The sequence below is a fragment of the Williamsia maris genome, from assembly GCF_024171815.1.
In the GTDB taxonomy this organism is placed as follows: Bacteria; Actinomycetota; Actinomycetes; order Mycobacteriales; family Mycobacteriaceae; genus Williamsia_A; species Williamsia_A maris.
This window is the reverse complement of record NZ_JAMTCJ010000002.1, coordinates 1,177,986-1,198,581: the sequence shown is the minus strand read 5'-3', so window position 1 is coordinate 1,198,581 and position 20,596 is coordinate 1,177,986. Positions and strand designations below refer to the sequence as shown.

Here is a 20,596-nt window from a genome sequence, read left to right as displayed (position 1 = left end):
ACATTCCCGCCGCGCGGGCACGTGCCGTCCCGGTGACGCGACGCGGCCTCAGTAACCTTGTGCGTCGTGACCACCTCTGCCGCCACCTCGCCCACCCCGCCCGCGCGACCGGACTTCACCGCGATGCCCGATCTCGCGCTGCGCAGCCTCGGCGGGGCCGCGGTCTGGACCAACGACGACCTGTTCGCCGAGGTGGAGAACCTCATCACCCCGGCGCCTGCCGAGTACCGCCCGTCCACGTTCGGGCACCGCGGCCAGATCTACGACGGGTGGGAGACGCGACGTCGGCGCCCGCCCGCCGGCAGCGCCCCGGGTGCCCCGACCGGGGGGGACCAGGCCATCGTGCGGCTGGGGGTCCCGGGGATCATCCACGGCGTCGTCGTGGACACCTCGTGGTTCGTCGGCAACTACCCGCCGTCGGTCTCGGTCGAAGCCGCGACCGTCGCCGGGCATCCCAGCGCCGACGAGGTGGCGCAGACGGCGCAGTGGCAGACCATCGTCGAGCGCAGCGAGGTCGGCGGCGACCGGCCGAATCCGTTCGCGGTCGAGTCGAAGGACCTGTTCACCCACGTCCGGTTGTCGATCTATCCCGACGGCGGTGTCGCCCGACTCCGCGTGCACGGACGTGGCGTCCCCGAACCGGCCCTGCTGGGGCACGGCAGCTTCGACCTGGCCGCACTCGAGAACGGCGGGATGATCACCGACTGCTCCAACATGTTCTACGGCTCACCGAACAATCTGTTGATGCCCGGTCGCGCCCGGTCGATGGGCGAGGGATGGGAGACCTCCCGGCGTCGCGACGACGGCAACGACTGGGTCCAGGTGCGCCTGGCCGACGAGGGCGTACCCGGCCTCGTCGAACTCGACACCAGCTACTTCCTCGGCAACGCGCCGGGCGCGGCCCGCGTACAGGGTCGCAACGGTGACGGCGAGTGGTTCGACGTGCTCGAACACACTGTGCTGCAACCCGACACACGTCATCGCTTCGTCATCGACGGTGTCGGCCCGATGACCGAGGCCCGGGTGGACATCTATCCCGACGGGGGCATGGCACGGTTCCGCCTGTTCGGCGCGCTCACCGACACCGGCCGCGCCGAGGTCGACCGACGGTGGTCGTCGGGCGACAACTGATCTCTGGACTGAGGTCGGTCAGGCGGCGCGACGGGCGGAGGACTCCCGCAGCCGCGGCAACACCTCGTCAGCCACGAGCACCGCGGTGGCCAGGCCGTCGATCGGCGTGATGATCACGGCGTCGGCGACCTCCGCGACGTAGAGGTCCTCGATCAGCGTGCGCAGACCGTTGGGCGTACCGACGTAGCGCAGGGTGTCCGACGTCAGGGTCTCCCCGCGACGCAGCAATTCTGCGCGGGCGGTGGACGCCTCGGGCGCGATGAGCGCCTCGACTTCGAGAGCGACCACGAGATCGGCCGGGTCGTCGACGGCATCGGCACGCAGGCGGGCCCGCTCACGGATCGACTCGCTCAGCGTCGAACGACGGATACGCACGACGCGGGCGGGGTGGGCGTCGGCCGGACGAGGCCCGCTCCACGCGATCGGATGGTCTTCGCCGTCGATCGCGACGGTGAGTTCGGGGCGGAGCCGGGCGGTGATGGTCATCTGGAGCCTTCCGATGCTGTCGCGGTGAGTTCCCGCAGGGCGTAGAGGAGTCGGTCGATGTCGTCGGCGCCGGTTCCGAGGCCGAAGCTGACGCGGACCGCCCCCTCGGGGTGACCCAGATGGTTCAACAACGGATGGGCGCAGAACCGTCCATCGCGGACGCCGATGCCGTGCGAGTCGTTGAGGAACTCGGCCACCGCGCGTGGGGTGCGCCCGGTGACGGTGAACGCGGCGATGCCCACGCGATCGGAGGTGTCGGACCAGATCGAGAGCGGCTCGACCCCGGAGATGGAGTCGAGACCGGCGTCGAGACGGCACCGCAGGGCGTGTTCGTGCAGACCGATGCGCTCGTGGCCGAGCTCGGTGACCGCCTCGCACGCCGCGGCGATCGCGACCGCGCCGAGCACGTTGGGGGTGCCGGCCTCGTGGCGTGCCGGTCCGGTGGCCCACTGCACGCCGGTGTCGGAACCGTCGTCGCTCGCTGCGTCCGACCCGCGGACGTCGAGGGTGGCTCCCCCGCCCGCGAGGTAGGGCGCGGCCGCGTCGAGCCAGTCGCCGCGTCCGGCCAGGACGCCGCAGCCGAACGGCGCGTAGAGCTTGTGTCCGGAGAAGACGAGGTAGTCGATGCCGTGGCTGACCATGTTCAGCGCGCGGTGCGGGGCCAGCTGCGCGGCGTCGACCAGGATGCGTGCGCCTGCGCTGTGCGCGATGTCGGCGAGGGTGGTCAGCGGAAGCACCTCGCCGGTGACGTTGGAGGCGCCGGTCACGGCCAGCAGAGCCGCGGGCGAACGCTGCAGTTCCTCCGACAGGGCGGTGATCGTCTCGGCCAACGTCGGACGGCAAGCGACCACGCGAGCCCCAGAACGCTTCCACGGCAACAGGTTCGCGTGGTGTTCGATGTCGAGGACGACGGTGTCGCCGGGGGTGGCTCCGGCGAGCAGGTTGATCGCGTCGGTGGTGTTGCGGGTGAAGATCACGTGGTCGTCGGCGCGGGCCCTGATGAACCTGCGCACCGAGACACGCGCCTTCTCGTACCGATCGGTGGTCAGCTGCGACAGGTACCCGGCGCCGCGATGAACGCTGGCGTACTGCGGCAGCGCTTCCGCGATCTCGGCCGCGACGGCCGACAACGCCGGCGCGCTGGCCGCGTAGTCGAGATTGACGTAGCGGACCGAACGTCCACTGCCGTCGAGCGCGGTGGTGATGTCGGCGCCCACCAGGTCGGCGATCGGGCCGGGCCCGGCCGGCGCGGTCCGCCGCACCCGCACGGGTTCGAAGACGGTGTCCGCACGCGGGAACGTGATGGGAGTGGGGGCTACAGCTGTCATGGAAGTGGCAGTCCTCTCGAGTCGTGTGGGACTCGCAAGGAGTCCGCGCTTGCACACGTCGATCTCGTACGTGTGCCTGGTCGTCACCCGGAGCACCCCACCGCGGTTGGAGGGTTGCCGATCAGCAAGCCGGGGCTGTGCGCTGATACTCATGACCTGGCAGAAGAATGCTCGCCGACCGGTCACGGTGTCAATCGAGGTGTGGCGTGCGCCACACTCACCGTCTCGACGCGGCGCGCCATCGTGGGCGGAATTGCGGTCACGGTGATCGCAAAGCCCCCGGGTAGCGTTGCCGGTGTGTCCTTCCACCTGTCCCGACCGCACGGATCGGTCCGCGCGGGTGTGCCCGTGGCGCAGTTCTCCTCGGCGTCGGATGCCGTCGACGCCATCGCCGCGGGACGGGCGACGGGTCGTCGGATCGCGGTGGTCGGCGCGTTGTCGTTCGACGCGGCCGCCCCCGACGCGCTCGTTGCCGTCGGCGCGCTCGAGCACGGCGGCCCGTCCGAGTCCGGCGCCGAGCCGCTGTCGGTGCCGGTGACGCTGACCGCCTCGGTTCCCACTCCCGAGGTCCACCGCGCGCGGGTCGCGGCCGTCATCGACCGCATCACCGCCGGCGAGGCCGACAAGGTGGTGCTCGCACGGTCGATCGAGATGCTCGCGGGCACCGACGTCGACATCGACGCGGTGGTCGCCGCACTGGCCGCAGGCAACCACGAGCACAACGGATTTCGGGTCGACCTGACGCCGGCCGGGACCGGCTTCGTCGGCCACACCCTGGTGGGCGCGAGCCCGGAGTCGTTGGTACGCAAGACCGGTGACCGTGTGACGTGCCGGCCGTACGCCGGGTCGGCCCCCCGCTCGAACGATCCCGACGTCGACGCGGCGCGGGCGGCGGCACTGCTCGCGTCGGCCAAGGACCACTACGAACACCAGATCGTGGTCGCCTACCTGACGTCGGTGCTGGCCCCGCTGTGCACGACGTTGTCGGTGCCCGAGGAGCCGATCCTGCTGAGCACCGGCGAGATGTGGCATCTCGCGACGCCGATCGAGGGGGTGCTGCGTGATCCGGACGCGACGTCGCTCGATCTGGCGATGCAGCTGCACCCCACCCCGGCGATCTGCGGCACCCCCACCGTGGCCGCGCGCACGATGATCCTCGAGACCGAGGAGCCGCGCGGCTTCTACGCGGGTGCGGTCGGATGGTGCGACACCGACGGTGACGGCGAGTGGATGGTCAGCATCCGATGCGCCGAGGTGTTCGAGGACCGGCGCACGATCCGCGCCTGGTCCGGCGGCGGCATCGTCGAGCAGTCGGATCCGGCGGAGGAGTTGGCCGAGACGTCGGCGAAGTTCGCCACGGTGCTGCGGGCCCTGGGCTGCCCGGACCTGCTCACCTGACCCCCTCACCCCAGTTAGGCACGTAAGTCCATCAGTTGGGCACGTAAATCGTTTGGTTGGGCAGTTGAGTCCACCAATCGGTCCGCAAACGCCCAGTCGAGTGAAGGTGCCCAACTGGCGGAGTTACGTGCCCAACTGGCGGGTTTACTGGCGGTCAGACGGTCTCGTCGACCGGGACAGCTCCCTGCCGACGACGCTCGCGCCACCATGCGAGCGCGAAGTATGCCAGCACCAGCACGCCGACGATCAGGCCGCCGTAGAGCAGCAGCCGCGCACCGACCGCGGCGCCGACCAGGTATCCGAGCATCCCGACCGCGATGACCCAGACCAGCCCACCGATCACGTTGGCCGTGAGATAGAGCTTCACCGGCATCCGCGACATCCCCGCCACGAACGGAGTCAGGGTGCGGACGTACCCGATCCACCGTGCCGCGATGACCGCCGGGATACCCCGGTGCTTGACCGCCCGCGAGACCTTGTCCCACCGTTGCGCACCGATCCTCCGGCCGAAGCGGGAGTTGACCACTCGCGGCCCGAAGTGTCGACCGAGCGTGAAACCCGTTGCGTCCCCGGCGATCGCTGCGACACACGCACCCGCGATGAGCCAGCCGATGTTGGTCGATCCGATCGCGGCCGCGACACCACCGGTCAGCAGGGCGGTCTCGCCGGGCAGGATCAGCCCGAGCAGCGCGGCCGACTCGGTGTAGACCAACGTCCACACCAACAGGTACACCACCCACGGCGGAGTCGTCTCGATGACGCCGATCAGCCAATCGATCACCGACTGCATCGCCGCGTCCTCCTGGCTACAGGGCCTGGCTCAGGTCGCCGACGAGATCCTCGACGCCCTCCAGGCCCACCGAGAGTCGGACGACGCTGTCCGAGAGTCCGATCGCGGCGCGCCCGTCGGGCCCCATCGCCCGGTGGGTGGTGGTCGCGGGGTGGGTGATCAGCGACTTCGAATCACCCAGGTTGTTGGAGATGTCGACGATCGCGAGCTTGTCGAGCACCTCGAAGGCGCGCAGCTTGCCGGTGACGTCGTCGCGGTCGTTGAGTTCGAACGTGACCACGGTGCCGCCGCCGGTCATCTGCGATGTCGCCAGTTCGTACTGCGGATGCGACTGCAGGAACGGGTATTTGACCCATTTGACCCGCGGGTCGTCCTCGAGGAACTGCGCGATCCGCAGCGCCGAGGCGGTCGAAGCATCGACCCGCAGGCGCAGCGTCTCGAGGCCCTTGAGCAGCGTCCACGCGTTGAACGGGCTCATGGCCGGCCCGGTGTGGCGCATCAGGGTCTGCACCGGGCCGTCGATGTACTCCTTGGAACCGAGCACCGCGCCGCCCATCACCCGACCCTGGCCGTCGATGTGCTTGGTGCCCGAGTAGACGACCACGTCGGCGCCGAGTTCGAAGCCACGCTGCAGCAGCGGCGTCGCGAAGACGTTGTCCAACACCACCTGTGCGCCGGCCGCGTGCGCCAGTTCCGACACCTTCGCGACGTCGACGAGCGACTGCATCGGGTTCGACGGCGTCTCGAAGAACACCGCCGTGGTCGGCACCGACAGTGCCTCCTCCCACTGCGCGAGGTCCTCACCGTCGACGAAGACGGTCTCGACACCCCAGCGCGGCAGGATCTCGTTGCACACCACGAAGCACGAACCGAACAGGCTGCGGGCGGTGACCAACCGGTCGCCGGCCTTCAGCAGCGCGCCCAACGACACGAACACCGCGGCCATGCCACTCGCGGTGGCGAAGCAGGCCTCGGCGCCGTCGAGCAGACGCAGACGTTCCTGGAACATCGCGACCGTCGGATTGCCGTACCGGCTGTAGACGAAGCGCTGGTCCTCGCCGGTGAACGCCCGCTCGGCCGCGGCGGCCGAGGAGTACACGTACCCCGAGTTGAGGAACATCGCCTCGGACGTCTCGTCGAATCCCGATCGCACGAGACCCCCACGAACCCCGATCGTCTCCGGGGAGACGCCGGGTGGGAGGTCACGACCCTGCGGGATCACCATGACCTCGCGGTCACGACTGACGCCAGGGCAGTCCCTGCGCCTTCCAACCGACGACGCCGCGGTGTCCGTTCGCGTCGGTGGCGCCCTCGAAACCCTCGCTGATGTTGTAGGCCTTCGCGACACCGTCAGCGGTGGCGGTCTGTGCCGCACCGACCGAACGCTGACCGGACCGACACAGGAACAGCACCTGGTTGTCGTCGGTGACGCCCGCGTCGCGCAACTGCTCGACGAAGTACTGGTTGCGTTGACCGTCGGGGAAGCTGACCCACTCGATGAGGACCACTTCCTTGCCGAGCTCGGACAGCTCGGGAACTCCGACGTAGGACCATTCGGCACGGGTGCGGACGTCGACGAGAACCGCGTTCGGGTCCTCGGCGAGGATGTCCCACGCCTGCTGGGGTGACAGATCGCCTGCGTAACTCACCCCAAAAGAGTGGCACAGACCCCGCGTGCCCCGCACATCAGATTCTCACGGACCCTTCGGTCCGCAGATCTTCCAGTCGTCACCCTGCTTCACCAGCGCCAACGGCAGGATCTGGTTCGACGGGTTCTTGTTGTAGTTCCAGTGCATGTTCGCCGTCGCAGACGAACCGTTGACCGCGGTCTCGGTGATGTCGGTGACGACGATGTTGCCGTGCTCGTCGCGCGAACGCTGCGCGGCGTCGCGGAAGGTCGCGGCCGACGGGAAGGTCGAGGCCTTCTGATCGGTCTCGCAGCTCGCGTCACGGAACTTGTCGTAGGTGATCGAGTTCTTCGCCGTGTAGTAGTCGTTGATCGCGTGGGTGATCTTGGCGGTGTCGGTGAGCCGCTCGGACGCGGGTCGCAGGACGTGGAACAGGCCGATCGCGCCCAGGGCCAGGATCACGATGACGACCGCGACCAGAAACGGCCAGGCCGCCTTCCACCCCGGGTCGTCCGGTGCATCCGGTCCGGACGGGTTCACAGAGGAGTCGGTCGTTGCCATGGGCGCGATTCTATCGAGCGCGGCGCCACGTCCGATTTGCCCCGATCCGCGCGACGGTGTCAGTGTAGAAAGTGAGTGCAGCCTTGCCTTAGCCGTACCGGGATCGAAGGAGTACCGATGCATCGTCGTCTGAGCGTTGCCGTCACCGCCCTCGCGGCGAGCCTCGTGATGGGGGTGTCGGCCGCGTGCTCGGCCCCCGCAGAGGACGCCGAGACCGGGAGCTCGGCCTCGGCAGAACCCGGCGCCCTGCCGGTGACAATCGACCACCGCTACGGCACGACGACGATCGACACCGCGGCCTCCCGCGTCGCAACGCTGGGCCCGGGCGACGCCGACACCCTGCTGGCGCTGGGCATCACGCCCACCACGATGGTGCCGTTCTCGGACCCGACAGAGAAGACCGTCGTCACGCCGTGGAACAAAGACCTCCTCGGCGAGAACCGCCCGGTGATCCTCGCCGGCGCCTCGCAGGACCTCGCGAGTGCGGTGACCAAGGCGATCGCCACGAACCCGCAGCTGATCGTCGCGGTCAACAACGCGGTCACGCAGAACGTCTACGACAACCTCGCGAAGGTCACCGACACCGTCGTCCGTCCGGCGCAGTACGAGGACTGGCAGGTCCCCTGGACCGCGTCGACCACCGAGATCGGCAAGGCCGTCGGCAAGCCGGAGGAGACCCAGAAGCTCGTCGCCGCCACGCAGCAGAAGTTCGCCGACGCGAAGGCGGCCAACCCGCAGCTGGCCGGCCGCACCAGCGCGGTCGTGATCGGATCGACCGGCGGCGGCGTCGACATCTACAGCCCCGGCGACGGTCGCGGCCAGATCCTGACCAACCTCGGGATGACGTTCCCGGCCTCGTTGGACAACACGATCACCAACGGCTTCTACGGGTCGATCTCCGATGAGAACCTCAACCTGCTGAGTGGTCTCGACAAGCTCGTGGTGACCGACTACGCGGGCTCGACCGAGAAGCTGAAGGCCAATCCGGCGTTCGCCAACCTCGACGTCGTCAAGCGCGGCGACGTGGTCTACGTCGACGCCGAGACCGGCAGCGCGATGTCGGTGCCGACGGTCCTGACGATCCCGTGGGTGCTCGACAAGCTGGTGCCGCAGCTCGCGAGCTGAGCGCCCTCGCCCCGACGTGGGCAAATCCACTCACCCGCGGTTGGCATAGGGTGCATCCCGACGCCTACCGTGGTAGGAGGCCTGCGCGAGCAGTCACCCGTCCCGATCAGAAAGTAAGTCTGAGCACATGAGCGCTGAGAACCGCCCGCTGCGAGTCGCCATCGTCGGTGCCGGCCCCGCCGGTATCTATGCCGCGGACGCGCTGATGAAGTCGGACACCGCCAAGGAGCGCGGGGTGAGCATCGATCTCTACGAGCGGATGCCCGCACCGTTCGGGCTGATCCGGTACGGCGTCGCCCCGGATCATCCGCGGATCAAGGGCATCATCACCGCCCTGCACAAGGTCCTCGACAAGCCGCAGGTCCGCCTGTTGGGCAACGTCGACTACGGCACCGACATCACCCTGGATGACTTCCGCACGCTGTACGACGCGGTGATCTTCTCGACCGGTGCGACTGATGACCGGGTGATGGACATCCCCGGCATCGACCTCGACGGCTCGTACGGTGCCGCGCAGTTCGTCGCCTGGTACGACGGTCACCCCGATTTCCCCCGCACCTGGCCGCTCGAGGCCGAAAAGGTCGCGGTCATCGGTGTCGGCAACGTCGCATTGGATGTCGCGCGCGTGTTGGCCAAGACCGGCGAGGAACTCCTGCCCACCGAGATCCCGCCGAACGTCTACGACGGGTTGCGTAACAACAAGGCCGTCGAGGTCCACGTCTTCGGACGCCGCGGACCCGCCCAGGCCAAGTTCACCCCGCTCGAACTCAAAGAACTCGACCACTCCCCGACCATCGAGGTCATCGTCGACCCCGAGGACATCGACTACGACGAGGGCTCCGCGGTCGCGCGGCGTGGGTCGAAGATCACTGACCAGGTCGCCACGATCATCGAGAACTACGCCATTCGCGAGCCCGGCGACCGCCCGCACAAGCTGTTCCTGCACTTCTTCGAATCCCCGGTGGAGATTTTGGGCGCCGACGGCGCGGTCGTCGGCTTGCGTACCGAGCGCACCCAGCTCGACGGGACCGGCAACGTCAAGCCGACCGGCAAGATGACCGACTGGAATCTCGGCGCGGTCTACCGCGCCGTCGGGTACCTCTCGGACAACCTCCCGCAGATCCCGTTCGACGAGCAGGCCGGCGTCATCCCCAACGAGGCCGGACGCATCTTCGACAACGGTGAACACCTCGTCGGGCTCTACACGACCGGCTGGGTCAAACGCGGCCCCATCGGCCTGATCGGGCACACCAAGGGCGACGCGAACGAGACCGTCGAATGCATCCTCGACGACATGAAAGCCGACAACCTCAACGCCCCCGCCACGCCCGAGGAATCCGCGGTCATCGAACTACTCGAATCACGCAACATCCCGTTCACCACCTGGGACGGCTGGTACCGACTCGACGAACACGAACGCGCACTCGGCGAGGCCGAGGGCCGCGAACGCGTCAAGGTCGTCGAACGCGACGCCATGCTCGCCGCCGCCGAACCCGACAAGGTCACCAAGGCCTGAACTAGCCCCTTCCAGGATGTCTCGACTGTCGCGAACGGGATCCACCCGCGTTCGTGACTGTTGCTCCCTAGGTTGAAAACTTCAGCGAAACCGATTTATTGCCCATTCAAGCCGCCTCGCATGGGCATCCGAAGCATGTAGCACCCGAATCGGTACTTGAAAGGGACGCCAGCGTGTCGAACCATTCAGATCGAGTGAAAGTATTGCAAGAAAAGGCAGCAAGAAAGCTCGCCGTCAAATTTTCTCCGCTGACGCTCTTACATCCGAAACCTCGCATCACTTGAGCCGCTGCGGCGAAGAAGTCGTGATCACCTACAAGCGATAATTTCTGGTCCTTATAAGTCTCGACAAACCTTCCGTGCTCGCTGCGTATAGTACCTTCGAGCCCAGACGGGGCGGACCAGTTTAATGCAAGCTGAACTAGCTCGGAATCGTCGGGAGTATCGGACGAGAGTTTGCCAAACGGGTAGTTCCTCAGATTCAGTCCCCAGTTATTTTCTACGCTGATTAATCTAAGGACACCCACCGAGAACGCCAACGCTAGCGCTTTCTCAATTATAACGCTGGCAACTATACCGGCACCGCCCTCAGCTACCTGCCCTCTAGCATGCGATTCGATTACCTTACGAACAATGGTTTGATCCGACAAGACAAGATCCATAACTAAATCGTGACCATCCGAAGCTACGACTGTACGTCCGTATGGAATTGTCGTTGACAAATAATTGTCGTAGTCACGATCAACGAAAAAGTACACACTTGAAATCGCATGCTCATCGACCTTGGAAGAGGCAACCAGAAGGTCAGACTTGCCCCCGAGACCCGCTAGAATGGTCACAGTTTCATCGGCGTGTTGTCTGAAAACATATTGGTCGTCACTGCCTTCAACAACGATAAATGAGCCACGCCTCTCGGGGCGAAGCATAGCAATGGTATTGAAAAGGGTGTTCGAATTCAGGTACTCTAGCATTAGAATTCAGATTCCGGAGGACCAAGACGCACAGCTTTATCCCACTCGCCGTTGATTATCTGTGGAGAATGGGTGGCCACGATAAACCGCAAACCACGAATAGATGCGATCCTCCGAATATCCGGCATAAACGCTACTTGCCAGCCGACGTGAAGTGATATCTCCGGCTCGTCGATGAGGACGAGCGCACCCTCTGGCACTGTGAACAACAGGTCGAACATGAGGATCGTCTCATGCTGCTCTCCGGACGACAGCGCATCCAGCGCTATCAGTCTTTCGTTTGTCTGATCTAGCACGACCAATCCATCCGCCGCGTTGACTTGCACCCGTTTCCGGAGCAATCGATGATTGATTATCTCCTCCAAAAGCTCAATACGCCTGAGGAGTCCTTCGAATGGGGCGAGTTTTTGGTCAGCATCACTCAGATACAGGTCGAGCAGTCTTAGCTGCCAGCCAACAAGGGACTTCTGCGGAAGCGACAACTCGTTCTCTAGTGGTACCGAAACGACCCGGCCGAGTCTAGATCGGAACTCATTCTGCCGATCGTACTTTTCGCGAATTACCTCGTCCACAAGCTCCGGCTTCCCCGGGGAGGCCTCTAGGACCCTATTAGGGAACGTTCTGTCGAGTTGCTGCGTAATGCGTGAGTGCTCGGTCTGCGCTTGATTAATAAGCGTTCTCATTACATCCGCTTGCGCGTTGATTCGCGATGGATTTGCGGCGGCCCGGCGGAGCCGACTTAGATTTACGCTTTTGCGCAGTCTTCGGTTCGCGAAACTCACCGTTCTGAGACGTTGGGTCTCAATCAGATAGACGGGAATACGTTCCTTAAAGTCTTGCATTTCCTCAGGAAGCTGACTGGCATCTGTCCCGCTCAGCTCAGATCCGAACTGCATCTCGAGGTCGCCATACGCAACGATTTCTCCGTCGCGTCGATCTTCCCACAGACCGTTGTCGAGCGGTCGCCAAGAGGTGTTTTCGACTAACCAGTCGATTCCCTCAGAGTCCTCGTACTCCCATGCGCGTAACAGCTCTGCGTCTCTGTACAACCGGAACACTAGGCCCTTTTCGGATCCGCGCCCATTCTCCGCGGCTATTCGAAATCCCTCAGAACACAAAACCTCGGCATATTCGAACGGCAGACCGGAGAGGGCTCGTCCGTCAATTCTGCACAACGCGTGAATTATCTCGAGAGTCTTGGTCTTTCCGACCCCATTAGGTCCGTAAATTATGACGTAATCATCATTCACATTAAAGTCAATACTGTGGTCATAACTGTCTAGCACACCAGTCACCGTTGCGCGCAGCAGTTTCAGCGAGATCGTGTCAGTCACGAGATACATCTTTGCACCTAGCCGCTCCTGGCGGAGGACACCGCGCATCGTTGGCGCGGCGTATAGAACTAGCGGTATCGCGAGGTAAGGGCGAGCGGGCGCCGGCGATGAGCAGGTTTGTCCGACCTCACTCAACGATTTAAACTGCGCCGTCCAGGGGAGAGCTGACAGGCGACCACAACTCAGCAGCGGGCGAGTCCTGCTGTACAAACCCGAGTCATTGTCGTCACATCGCTCCAGAGACCGACCGCGCAGGTGCGACGCAAAGCAACAGCGGCGACCCCCTCTCGGGGATCGCCGCCGTTCGTGTCAGGGCCGTTCGTGTCTGGGCTGAGGAGCGTCAGTTGCGGTAGTAGCCGATGTTGTCGAAGACGTTCTCGCGGATGTCGGAGATCGTGTAACCGCTGATCGACGACGGGAAGCAGCCGCGCTGCTTGGTGGTGATGTTGAGTCGCTCGCCCGGCTTGAGCGCGGCGGAGAAGCGACGCTGGCCGTTGAACTCCTGCAACGTCGTGTTGCGCATCGTCACTCCGCCGACGTTGGTTGCGGTCATCGAGCGGACCAGGGTGCCCACGAATTCGGTCCTGTCGCAATAGACCACACCGGTCAGGCGCAGCTCCGGCGGAGCCACGGCGTTGGCCGGGGCCGCGCCGATGATCCCGGCGGTGCCGACCGCGGCCGTCGCCAGGGTCGCAGCCGCCACACGCTTGAGGTTGTGCACGTTCATCTTCATGGGTGTCCCACCTTCTCCATCAGCCGTCGTTGGTCGAATCAGCCGCCCGTTGTCGACGTCACGGCCAATCCGCTACGTCTCAAGTGCAATGCACGGCTACCGATTGCATCGGTGAATCGAGCAAATCGGTTACCAATGATCGCCAAATTGTTACTTAGGGTACCCTTGCCGAGACCCCGAACGGGGTGTGAAAGCGAGCAGTCGATTGTCCTCCGCGGTCCCCCGCCGACGCACCACCGGTGTCGTCGCACTCGTGGTCGTACTGCTCGCTCTCGTGGTCGCGTCCATCGCGATCGGGTCACGCGCACTGGGCCTCGGCGAGGTGTGGGACGCGTTGTTCGCCCCACAGGACGCCGCCCGTGACGTCGTCGGCATCGTGCGCGACCTGCGCATCCCGCGGACCGCACTCGGCGTGGTCGTCGGGCTGGCCATCGGCGCCGCCGGAGCCCTCACGCAGGCGCACACCCGCAACCCCCTGGCCGACCCCGGACTGCTCGGCGTCAACGCAGGCGCGGCCTGCGCGGTGGTCGCGGGCGTCTACCTGCTCGGCATCAGCACCCCCATCGAGTACATGGGCTTCGGACTGCTCGGGGCGGTCGTGGCCGCCGGTCTGGTGTTCGGTGCCGCCGCGATGACCCGCGGCTCGTCGCCGATCACCTTGGTCCTCGCGGGCACCGGCCTGTCGGCGATGTTGCTGGCGATCACCTCGGCGATCGTCCTCACCGACACCGCGTCGCTGGACGCGTGGCGGTTCTGGAACGTCGGGTCGGTGACCGGGCGCGGCACCGACGTCCTCTACGCGGCGGCCCCCTTCATCGCGATCGGCCTGGTGCTCGCTCTCGGCAGCGGCTTCTTCCTCAACGTGCTCAGCCTCGGCGACGACATGAGCCGCTCGCTCGGATCGCGGATCGCGGTGGTGCGCGTCGTCGGCATCGCCGCGATCACCCTGCTGGCCGGCGCGGCCACCGCGGCATGCGGCCCGATCGTGTTCCTCGGCCTCGTCGTCCCGCACCTGGCGCGGTTCATCGTCGGCCCCGACTACCGCTGGGTGGTCCCGTACTCGGCGCTGCTCGGCGCCATCATGCTGCTCCTCTCCGACGTCATCGGCCGCGTCATCGCGCGTCCCGGTGAGATCCAGGCGGGCGTGGTGTTGGCCGTGCTGGGGGCGCCGTTCCTGATCAAGCTCGTGCGGGCTCGACGTCTGGTGGCGGTGTGAGCGCGACCGCGGCCGACCGCACCTCGGCCGCACCGCCGGTCGAGGAGGTGCGATCGTCGTTGCGGCGCAGCGTGCTCCGGGTGGGGTCGGCGTCGTTCATCGTGCGACCGCGGGTGGTCGCGGTCGGTCTGGTGACCGCCGTCGTCGCGCTGGTGTTGTTCGCGTTGAGCGTCGGCACCGGTGACTACCCGCTCAGCCCCCTCGACGTCGGCCGCATCCTGCTCGGCGGCGGCACCCGGGTGGAGAACGTCGTCGTCTTCGACGTCGCGCTGCCCCGCGCGCTGATCTCCGTCCTCGTCGGCATCGGATTCGGCGCCTCCGGCGCGCTCACGCAGACCATCGCCCGCAACCCGCTGGCGACGCCCGACGTCCTCGGCATCACCGCGGGCGCCAGCACCGCCGCGGTCGCCGCCATCGCGTTCGGCTCGAGCTGGGGATCGTGGTTCGCCGACATCGGCATCCCGGCCGCCGCGCTCGTCGGCGGCACCCTGGCCGCCGGTCTGATGTACCTGCTGGCCTGGCGGGGCGGGATCGACGCGTTCCGGCTAGTGCTGATCGGAGTCGCCCTGACCTGGGTGTTCCAGGCCCTGACGGGATACGCGCTGACCCGCGCGGCGATCAACGACGTCGGTCGGGCCCAGCGCTGGCTGGTCGGGTCGGTCTCGGACGCGTCGTGGTCGTCGGTGGTGCCGGTGGCGATCACGCTGGCCGTCGCCGCGGTCGTGTTGGGGTTCGTCAACCGCGCGATGTCGACGCTGAGCCTGGGCCGGGACATGGCCCAGGGGCTCGGCGTCCGCGCCGACGCCGTCTCGGCCCTCGGTCTCGTCGTCGCGGTCGCGATGGCGGCGATCTGCGTCTCGGCCGCCGGACCGATCGCGTTCGTCGCCCTGCTCGCCCCGCAGATCGCGCTACGCATCGCCCGCGTGGCGACCCCGCCGCCGGTGGTGAGCGGGCTGATCGGCGCGGTCCTCGTCGTCGGTGGCGATCTGCTGTGCAGGCACTGGCTGCCCGACGGCATCCCCGTCGGTGTCGTGACCGCGGGCGTCGGCGGGCCGTTCCTGATCTATCTGATGATCGCCGTATCGCGAAAGGCGTCCGCATGAACACCGTCGACACGCACGACACGTCGGCACCGGCCGACCGTCTCTCTGCGTCGGGACTGACCGTCGGCTACGCCGCGGACCCGGTGATCACCGACCTCGACGTCACCATCCCCACCGGCCAGGTCACCACCGTCATCGGGCCGAACGGCTGCGGGAAGTCGACGCTGTTGCGCACCCTGGGCCGTCTGCTGACCCCGCGCGCCGGGACAGTCATCCTCGACGGCGCCGACATAGCCTCCCGCAAGTCCAAAGACGTCGCCAGGACGTTGGGGTTGTTGCCGCAGAATCCCGTTGCGCCGCAGGGTCTCACGGTCATCGACCTCGTCTCCCGCGGACGCCACCCGCATCAGTCCTGGTATCGGCAGTGGTCGCGCGACGACGAGAAGGCGGTCGCGCACGCACTGGATCTGACGTCGACCACCGAGTTGGCCGACCGTGCGGTCGACTCGCTGTCGGGCGGTCAGCGTCAGCGCGTGTGGATCGCGTTGACCCTGGCCCAGGAGACCGATCTGGTGATGCTCGACGAGCCGACGACGTTCCTCGACCTCGCTCACGCCGTCGACGTGCTCGACCTCGTCAACGACCTCAGCGCCGAGCACGGCAAGACGGTCGTGATGGTGCTGCACGACCTGAACCTGGCTGCGCGCTACAGCGATTCACTGGTGGTCATGCGCGACGGGGCCATCATCCGCGAGGGCGCCCCGCGCGACGTCATCACGCCCGAGTTGCTCGACGCCGCGTTCGGTCTGCAGTCGATGGTGCTCACCGACCCGGTGTCGGGTGGTCCGCTGATCGTCCCGGTCGGCCGATCCGGTCGCTGACCCCACCCGCCAGTTGGGCACGTGAACACGCCAGTTGGGCACCTAACACCGTCAGTTGGGGCACGTAAACACGCCAGTTGGGCACGTAACACCGCCAGTTGGGCACCTGCACCCGTTCATCCGGCGGTCGCGGTGGTCAGAGTTGTCCGTATCCGCCCAGTCGACGTGTTTACGTGCCCAAGTGATGGGCGTACGTGCCCAACTGGCGCCGTGGCGTCAGAGGGCTATCGCGCCGGTGAGCCATCCGGCGGCGGCGAAGAGTGACGCCGTCAGCTCGATGAGGATGGCCACCCCGGCGGCCCGCATCGCCGCGAGCGCACCCCTCCACCCGGCCCGCACGTCCTGATCGCGGGCCCACTCGGCGACGAACGCACCCGCCAGGAACCCGATCGGCAGACCGATCACCGGGATGACGAAGAATCCGACGATGCCCACCAGTCCACCGATGAGGACCGTCCGGTTCGAGATTCCCGACCGCTTCATCGACCGGCCGGCGACGAGATACTTCAGCACCGCGGCGCCGACGATGAGCACGGCAGCGCCGACGACGACCGCCCACGCCCACCCACCGACGAAGATCGCCCAGATGGCGATGGCGGCCAGCACCAACGACGGGCCGGGCAGCATCGGGACGATCGTCCCCACCAGCCCGATCAGGATCACCAGGGCGATCAGCAGCTCACCGACCGCCGACACAGGCTACTTCTCCACGCTGATGCGACCCGACGAGATGTCCTCGTCGGTGTCGGTCGGTTCGGTCGCGGCGTCCTCGTCGTCGTCCCACCGGGGCAGCTCGGAGCGCTCGGTCGGCTGATCGGCACGATCGGCGGGACGGTCCGTCCGTTCGACTGGTGCGTCGGCGGCGTCGGACGTGCCGTCAGCATCGGACCGGGCGGGATCGGGACGGGGAGGATCGACACGGGGCGGGTCACCGGCCTGGGCCCGCCGGGCGATCATCTCGACCGAGATCCGGTCGGTGGCCGGGGCGGGCGGCTGTGCGGGCGGGGGCGGCCGATGGGTCGCGGTGGTCGTCGCCGTCGCCGACACCGGCGGTGCGGACGGGGCCGGGGGACGCACACCGCTGATCGGGCGCACCAGGGCGGCCGCGTCGGTGGCGCGACGACGGGCGCCGTTGACGTCGTCGGCCGTGGCCACGACCACGCCCATGCGACGTCGCTGGTAGCTCTCCGGCTTGCCGAACAGACGGATGTCGGTCTCCGGAATCGTCAGTGCCGCAGCGACGTTCTCGAACGCGATCCCCTGTTCGTCGCGACCGCCGTAGATGACAGCCGACGCTCCGGGGCTGGCCAGGGTGACGTCGACGGGCAGCCCGAGAATGGCACGCGCGTGCATCTCGAACTCGGAGAGTCGCTGCGTCGCCAGGGTGACCAGACCGGTGTCGTGTGGACGCGGGCTGACCTCGGAGAAGTAGACGTCGTCACCCTTGACGAACATCTCGACGCCGAAAACGCCGCGGCCACCGAGCTTTCCGTCACCCAGAGCGGTCGCGATCCGAGCGGCGATCGACATCGCCGCACCGTGGGCGGCCGCGCTCATCGCCTGCGGCTGCCAGCTCTCGACGTAGTCGCCACGTTCCTGTCGGTGCCCGATGGGCGCGCAGAAGTGCGTCGTGAGTCGGCCCGTCGCCGGATCGACCGCACGCACGGTCAGAAGTGTTATCTCGTAGTCGAAGTCGACGAAACCCTCGACGATGACCCGCCCGCCGGACACCCGCGCGCCGGATGCGGCGGTCTGCCACGCCGCGTCGAGATCCTCGGGGCCGCGGAGCATCGACTGCCCCTTGCCCGACGACGACATCGTCGGCTTCACCAGGCACGGGTACCCGACCCGCTCGGCGGCCGAGGCCAGCTGCTCGGGTGAGTCGGCGAACGCGTACGCCGACGTCGGCAGGCCGAGCTGTTCGTCGGCCAGACGGCGGATCCCCTCGCGGTTCATCGTCAACGACGTCGCCCGCGCGGTGGGGATGACCTCGGTGATGCCGCGACGCTCGGCCTCGACCAGTGCGCTGGTGGCAATCGCCTCGATCTCCGGGACGACGTAGTCGGGGCGCTGGTCCTCGATCAGTCCGAGCAGCGCGTCGGGATCGGTCATGTCCATGACGAAGCCGTGATGGGCGACCTGATGGCCCGGCGCGTTGTGGTACCGATCGACGGCGATGACCTCGACGCCCAGACGCTGGAACGCGATCACCACCTCCTTGCCGAGCTCACCGGCACCGAGCAGCATCACGCGGGTCGCGGACGGCGACAACGGCGTGCCGATCCGAGGCGAGATCCCCGTGGGGGCCGGGCCGGGAGGCGGCCCCGGGCGCACAGGAGGGCGGGGCGGCTGCGGCGCGGGACGGGGCGGGCCCGCCTTCGGTCCGTCGGGAGTGTTCATGGGTTCGGGTGTCATCCGATCTGGGTCATCCGAGTTGCGCGTGCACGTAGCACCAGCGCCAGGTCTCGCCCGGTTCCGCCGATCGCATCACCGGGTGGTGGGTGGACTTGTGGTGGGCGGTCGCGTGCTTCCGCGGGCTCGAATCGCAGCAACCGATGTATCCGCAGCTCAGGCAGCGTCGCAGATGCGCCCAGTGCTCGACGCCCTCCTCCGCACAGCCCTGACACGCGTTCTGCGGGCCCGGCATCGGGTCGTCCGCGGGATCGGCCGCCGTGGCGCGTAGGTCGTCGCACCCCTCGGGCTCGACATCGCTGGGGCTGATGAGTCGGTGCATCACCGACCGTCTGATAGATCGCACTCCGCCATTGTCCCGTATCTTTGACGGGTTCGGCCACCCGGTGACCACCCCCGGGTCCGAGCGGTCGCCGTATGGAGAGGCAGCACTCGTGGATTCCGCTCTGCTCGTCGTCATCGTGGTGTCGTTGGCCATCGCCGCGCTGTCGCGCCGATATCAGTTCGCGTCGCCGCTCGTACTGGTCCTGTGCGGACTCGGGGTGTGCTGGATCCCCGGTCTGCCGACCCCCGAACTCGACCCCGACGTCGTGCTGTTCGTGATCCTGCCGCCCCTGCTGTACTCGGCCGCCCAGGACAGTTCCTACGTCGCACTGCGCCGCAACATGCGCGCGGTCGGACTGCTCGCGGTCGCGCTGCCGCTGCTCAGCGCGGTGGTCGTGGGGTTCGTGGCCTACTGGTCGCTGCCCCAGCTGCCGCTGGCCGCGGCGTTTGTCCTCGGCGCTGTCGTCGCTCCCCCGGACGCCGTGTCGGCCACCGCCATCGGTCGTCGACTCGGCCTGCCGCGTCGGATGACGACGTTGCTCGGCGGCGAGAGCCTCCTCAACGACGCGACCGCGTTGACCGCCTACCGGCTGGCGCTGGGCGCTGCGGTCGGTGCCACCACCACCGCATGGGGCGGCATCGTGCTCTTCGCCGAGGCCGCGTTCGGCGGCGTGCTGGTCGGACTGGTCGCGGGCGTCGTCATCGCCAAGGTGCGCCAGTGGCTCACCGATCCGCCGATGGAGACCGCGCTCGGCATCGTGATCCCGTTCGCGACCTACTTCGTCGCCGAGGAGGTGCACGCCTCGGGCGTCATCGCCGTCGTCGTGGTCGGCCTCTATCTCGGCCAGCGCTCGGCGCGTGAGGGTTACGCGACGCGACTACAGGACAACGCCGTATGGCGCTCGATCGACGTGATGCTCGAGTCGTTCGTGTTCCTGCTCATCGGTCTGCAGCTCCCCGAGGTGCTCGACGGCCTGAAGGGCCGCTCGGTCGGGGTGATCATCTGGTCGGGCGTCGCGGTCCTGGCCACGGTGATCGTCGTGCGCATCGTGTGGATGTTCCCGGCCACGTATCTGCCGCGGCTGCTCTCGCGCCGAATACGTGAGCGCGAGCCGGCGCCGACGCCCGGTTCGGTCTTCGTCATCGCATGGTCGGGCATGCGCGGTGTGGTCAGCCTCGCCGCCGCGTTCGCGATCCCGCTGACCACCGACGACAACATGCCGTTCCCCGCGCGCGACGAGATCATCTTCCTGACGTTCGTCGTGGTGGTCGGCACGCTGTTGATCCAGGGGACGACGTTGCCGTTGCTGATCCGGGTCCTCGGTGTGCACAGCGACGAACGACGGACCGACCTGCTCGCGCTCGCCGCGGCGCAGGACCGCGCCGGACGTGCGGCCGGGAAACGTCTCGAGGAGATGGCCGAGGAGATTCCCGACAGCGACGCCATGAAAGAGCAGGTCCAGATCCTGCAGCGTTGGATCCGATCACGCAAGAACCTCGCGTGGGAGGAACTCGGCCGCGGCGAGGAGGAGCTCGGCGAGAGCCCCACGGTGGCGTTCGGGCGGATGCGTACCGAGCTGCTGCAAGTGCAGCGCGAGGTGTTCATCAACGAACGCGACGCGGGCCGCATCGACGACGAGGTGCTGCGCGGCGTGCTGCGCCAACTCGACCTCGCCGAGGGCCTCTCGGACCGATCGTCGAAGAAGCGCGACTGAGAACA

20 protein-coding genes and 1 riboswitch are annotated in these 20,596 nt (G+C 67.1%); of the genes, 8 read left to right on the top strand and 12 right to left on the bottom strand.

Going from position 1 to position 20,596, the window contains the following annotated elements; genetic code table 11:
- The first annotated feature begins 123 nt into the window (after nt 1–123).
- On the top strand, nt 124–1,131 hold the full coding sequence (gene alc / locus LX13_RS12355; RefSeq protein ID WP_253661838.1) for an allantoicase: 1,008 nt from the start codon (nt 124–126) through the stop codon (nt 1,129–1,131).
- 18 nt (nt 1,132–1,149) lie between these two features.
- On the opposite strand, the gene LX13_RS12350 is transcribed toward alc, so the two are convergent.
- Nucleotides 1,150–1,617, bottom strand: coding sequence for a hypothetical protein (locus LX13_RS12350; protein WP_253661598.1), 468 nt, complete (start codon nt 1,615–1,617; stop codon nt 1,150–1,152).
- Nucleotides 1,614–2,945 carry an aminotransferase class V-fold PLP-dependent enzyme gene (locus LX13_RS12345; protein WP_253661597.1) on the bottom strand — a complete coding sequence of 444 codons (1,332 nt, stop codon included), beginning with the start codon at nt 2,943–2,945 and terminating at the stop codon, nt 1,614–1,616. The genes LX13_RS12350 and LX13_RS12345 overlap by 4 nt, the downstream gene beginning before the upstream one ends.
- A 40-nt stretch (nt 2,946–2,985) precedes the next feature.
- A riboswitch (SAM riboswitch) is annotated at nt 2,986–3,102 on the bottom strand.
- 140 nt (nt 3,103–3,242) lie between these two features.
- Between LX13_RS12345 and LX13_RS12340 the strand changes: the two genes are divergently transcribed.
- Complete coding sequence (locus LX13_RS12340; RefSeq protein WP_253661596.1) at nt 3,243–4,343, top strand: isochorismate synthase; 1,101 nt, start codon at nt 3,243–3,245, stop codon at nt 4,341–4,343.
- Between the two features lie 154 nt (nt 4,344–4,497).
- Here the strand turns inward: LX13_RS12340 and LX13_RS12335 are convergent, their stop codons facing one another.
- Genes LX13_RS12335 through LX13_RS12320 form a run of 4 tightly spaced genes read right to left on the bottom strand, consistent with a single transcriptional unit; the run spans nt 4,498 to nt 7,322 of the window.
- On the bottom strand, nt 4,498–5,133 hold the full coding sequence (locus LX13_RS12335; protein WP_253661595.1) for a DedA family protein: 636 nt from the start codon (nt 5,131–5,133) through the stop codon (nt 4,498–4,500).
- Between the two features lie 16 nt (nt 5,134–5,149).
- Nucleotides 5,150–6,358, bottom strand: coding sequence for an O-succinylhomoserine sulfhydrylase (locus LX13_RS12330; RefSeq protein ID WP_253661594.1), 1,209 nt, complete (start codon nt 6,356–6,358; stop codon nt 5,150–5,152).
- A gap of 10 nt (nt 6,359–6,368) precedes the next feature.
- Nucleotides 6,369–6,782, bottom strand: coding sequence for a rhodanese-like domain-containing protein (locus LX13_RS12325; RefSeq protein WP_253661593.1), 414 nt, complete (start codon nt 6,780–6,782; stop codon nt 6,369–6,371).
- 45 nt (nt 6,783–6,827) lie between these two features.
- On the bottom strand, nt 6,828–7,322 hold the full coding sequence (locus tag LX13_RS12320; RefSeq protein ID WP_253661592.1) for an Rv0361 family membrane protein: 495 nt from the start codon (nt 7,320–7,322) through the stop codon (nt 6,828–6,830).
- Nucleotides 7,323–7,439: 117 nt separating this feature from the next.
- On the opposite strand from LX13_RS12320, the gene LX13_RS12315 reads away from it, so the two are divergent.
- Together LX13_RS12315 and LX13_RS12310 are read left to right on the top strand one after the other, a co-directional pair.
- A complete protein-coding gene (locus LX13_RS12315; protein WP_253661591.1) occupies nt 7,440–8,447 on the top strand; it encodes an ABC transporter substrate-binding protein in 1,008 nt (335 codons plus the stop codon).
- Between the two features lie 127 nt (nt 8,448–8,574).
- Nucleotides 8,575–9,963: an FAD-dependent oxidoreductase gene (locus tag LX13_RS12310; RefSeq protein WP_253661590.1), complete on the top strand. Its 1,389-nt coding sequence runs from the start codon at nt 8,575–8,577 to the stop codon at nt 9,961–9,963.
- 106 nt (nt 9,964–10,069) lie between these two features.
- Here LX13_RS12310 and LX13_RS12305 read toward each other — a convergent pair whose 3' ends face one another.
- The 3 genes from LX13_RS12305 to LX13_RS12295 all read right to left on the bottom strand — a co-directional run bounded on the left by LX13_RS12305 (nt 10,070) and on the right by LX13_RS12295 (nt 13,000).
- Entirely contained in the window at nt 10,070–10,888 is an 819-nt protein-coding gene (locus LX13_RS12305; protein ID WP_253661589.1) for a DUF4435 domain-containing protein, read from the bottom strand.
- 44 nt (nt 10,889–10,932) lie between these two features.
- Nucleotides 10,933–12,267 carry an AAA family ATPase gene (locus LX13_RS23490; RefSeq protein WP_253661588.1) on the bottom strand — a complete coding sequence of 445 codons (1,335 nt, stop codon included), beginning with the start codon at nt 12,265–12,267 and terminating at the stop codon, nt 10,933–10,935.
- 340 nt (nt 12,268–12,607) lie between these two features.
- Nucleotides 12,608–13,000, bottom strand: coding sequence for a hypothetical protein (locus LX13_RS12295; RefSeq protein ID WP_229704836.1), 393 nt, complete (start codon nt 12,998–13,000; stop codon nt 12,608–12,610).
- 205 nt (nt 13,001–13,205) lie between these two features.
- On the opposite strand from LX13_RS12295, the gene LX13_RS12290 reads away from it, so the two are divergent.
- Genes LX13_RS12290 through LX13_RS12280 form a run of 3 tightly spaced genes read left to right on the top strand, consistent with a single transcriptional unit; the run spans nt 13,206 to nt 16,140 of the window.
- The gene (locus LX13_RS12290; RefSeq protein WP_253661587.1) at nt 13,206–14,216 is read left to right on the top strand and encodes a FecCD family ABC transporter permease; all 1,011 of its coding nucleotides are present in this window, start codon (nt 13,206–13,208) and stop codon (nt 14,214–14,216) included.
- Nucleotides 14,217–14,263: 47 nt separating this feature from the next.
- Entirely contained in the window at nt 14,264–15,319 is a 1,056-nt protein-coding gene (locus LX13_RS12285; protein WP_253661837.1) for a FecCD family ABC transporter permease, read from the top strand.
- Entirely contained in the window at nt 15,316–16,140 is an 825-nt protein-coding gene (locus LX13_RS12280) for an ABC transporter ATP-binding protein (RefSeq protein ID WP_253661586.1), read from the top strand. The genes LX13_RS12285 and LX13_RS12280 overlap by 4 nt, the downstream gene beginning before the upstream one ends.
- Before the next feature lie 216 nt (nt 16,141–16,356).
- Here LX13_RS12280 and LX13_RS12275 read toward each other — a convergent pair whose 3' ends face one another.
- Genes LX13_RS12275 through LX13_RS12265 form a run of 3 tightly spaced genes read right to left on the bottom strand, consistent with a single transcriptional unit; the run spans nt 16,357 to nt 18,898 of the window.
- On the bottom strand, nt 16,357–16,836 hold the full coding sequence (locus tag LX13_RS12275; protein WP_253661585.1) for a DUF456 domain-containing protein: 480 nt from the start codon (nt 16,834–16,836) through the stop codon (nt 16,357–16,359).
- 3 nt (nt 16,837–16,839) lie between these two features.
- On the bottom strand, nt 16,840–18,555 hold the full coding sequence (gene purT / locus LX13_RS12270; protein ID WP_372499884.1) for a formate-dependent phosphoribosylglycinamide formyltransferase: 1,716 nt from the start codon (nt 18,553–18,555) through the stop codon (nt 16,840–16,842).
- 10 nt (nt 18,556–18,565) lie between these two features.
- Complete coding sequence (locus tag LX13_RS12265) at nt 18,566–18,898, bottom strand: UBP-type zinc finger domain-containing protein (RefSeq protein WP_253661584.1); 333 nt, start codon at nt 18,896–18,898, stop codon at nt 18,566–18,568.
- 88 nt (nt 18,899–18,986) lie between these two features.
- Between LX13_RS12265 and LX13_RS12260 the strand changes: the two genes are divergently transcribed.
- A complete protein-coding gene (locus LX13_RS12260) occupies nt 18,987–20,591 on the top strand; it encodes a Na+/H+ antiporter (protein WP_253661583.1) in 1,605 nt (534 codons plus the stop codon).
- The last annotated feature ends 5 nt before the right edge of the window (nt 20,592–20,596 follow it).

Coding starts and splice junctions, on each gene's coding strand:
- alc (WP_253661838.1), top strand. CDS start 124: ATGCCCGATCTCGCGCTGCGCAGCCTCGGCGGGGCCGCGGTCTGGACC.
- LX13_RS12350 (WP_253661598.1), bottom strand. CDS start 1,617: ATGACCATCACCGCCCGGCTCCGCCCCGAACTCACCGTCGCGATCGAC.
- LX13_RS12345 (WP_253661597.1), bottom strand. CDS start 2,945: ATGACAGCTGTAGCCCCCACTCCCATCACGTTCCCGCGTGCGGACACC.
- LX13_RS12335 (WP_253661595.1), bottom strand. CDS start 5,133: ATGCAGTCGGTGATCGATTGGCTGATCGGCGTCATCGAGACGACTCCG.
- LX13_RS12330 (WP_253661594.1), bottom strand. CDS start 6,358: ATGGTGATCCCGCAGGGTCGTGACCTCCCACCCGGCGTCTCCCCGGAG.
- LX13_RS12320 (WP_253661592.1), bottom strand. CDS start 7,322: ATGGCAACGACCGACTCCTCTGTGAACCCGTCCGGACCGGATGCACCG.
- LX13_RS12315 (WP_253661591.1), top strand. CDS start 7,440: ATGCATCGTCGTCTGAGCGTTGCCGTCACCGCCCTCGCGGCGAGCCTC.
- LX13_RS12310 (WP_253661590.1), top strand. CDS start 8,575: ATGAGCGCTGAGAACCGCCCGCTGCGAGTCGCCATCGTCGGTGCCGGC.
- LX13_RS12305 (WP_253661589.1), bottom strand. CDS start 10,888: ATGCTTCGCCCCGAGAGGCGTGGCTCATTTATCGTTGTTGAAGGCAGT.
- LX13_RS12295 (WP_229704836.1), bottom strand. CDS start 13,000: ATGAAGATGAACGTGCACAACCTCAAGCGTGTGGCGGCTGCGACCCTG.
- LX13_RS12280 (WP_253661586.1), top strand. CDS start 15,316: ATGAACACCGTCGACACGCACGACACGTCGGCACCGGCCGACCGTCTC.
- purT (WP_372499884.1), bottom strand. CDS start 18,555: ATGACACCCGAACCCATGAACACTCCCGACGGACCGAAGGCGGGCCCG.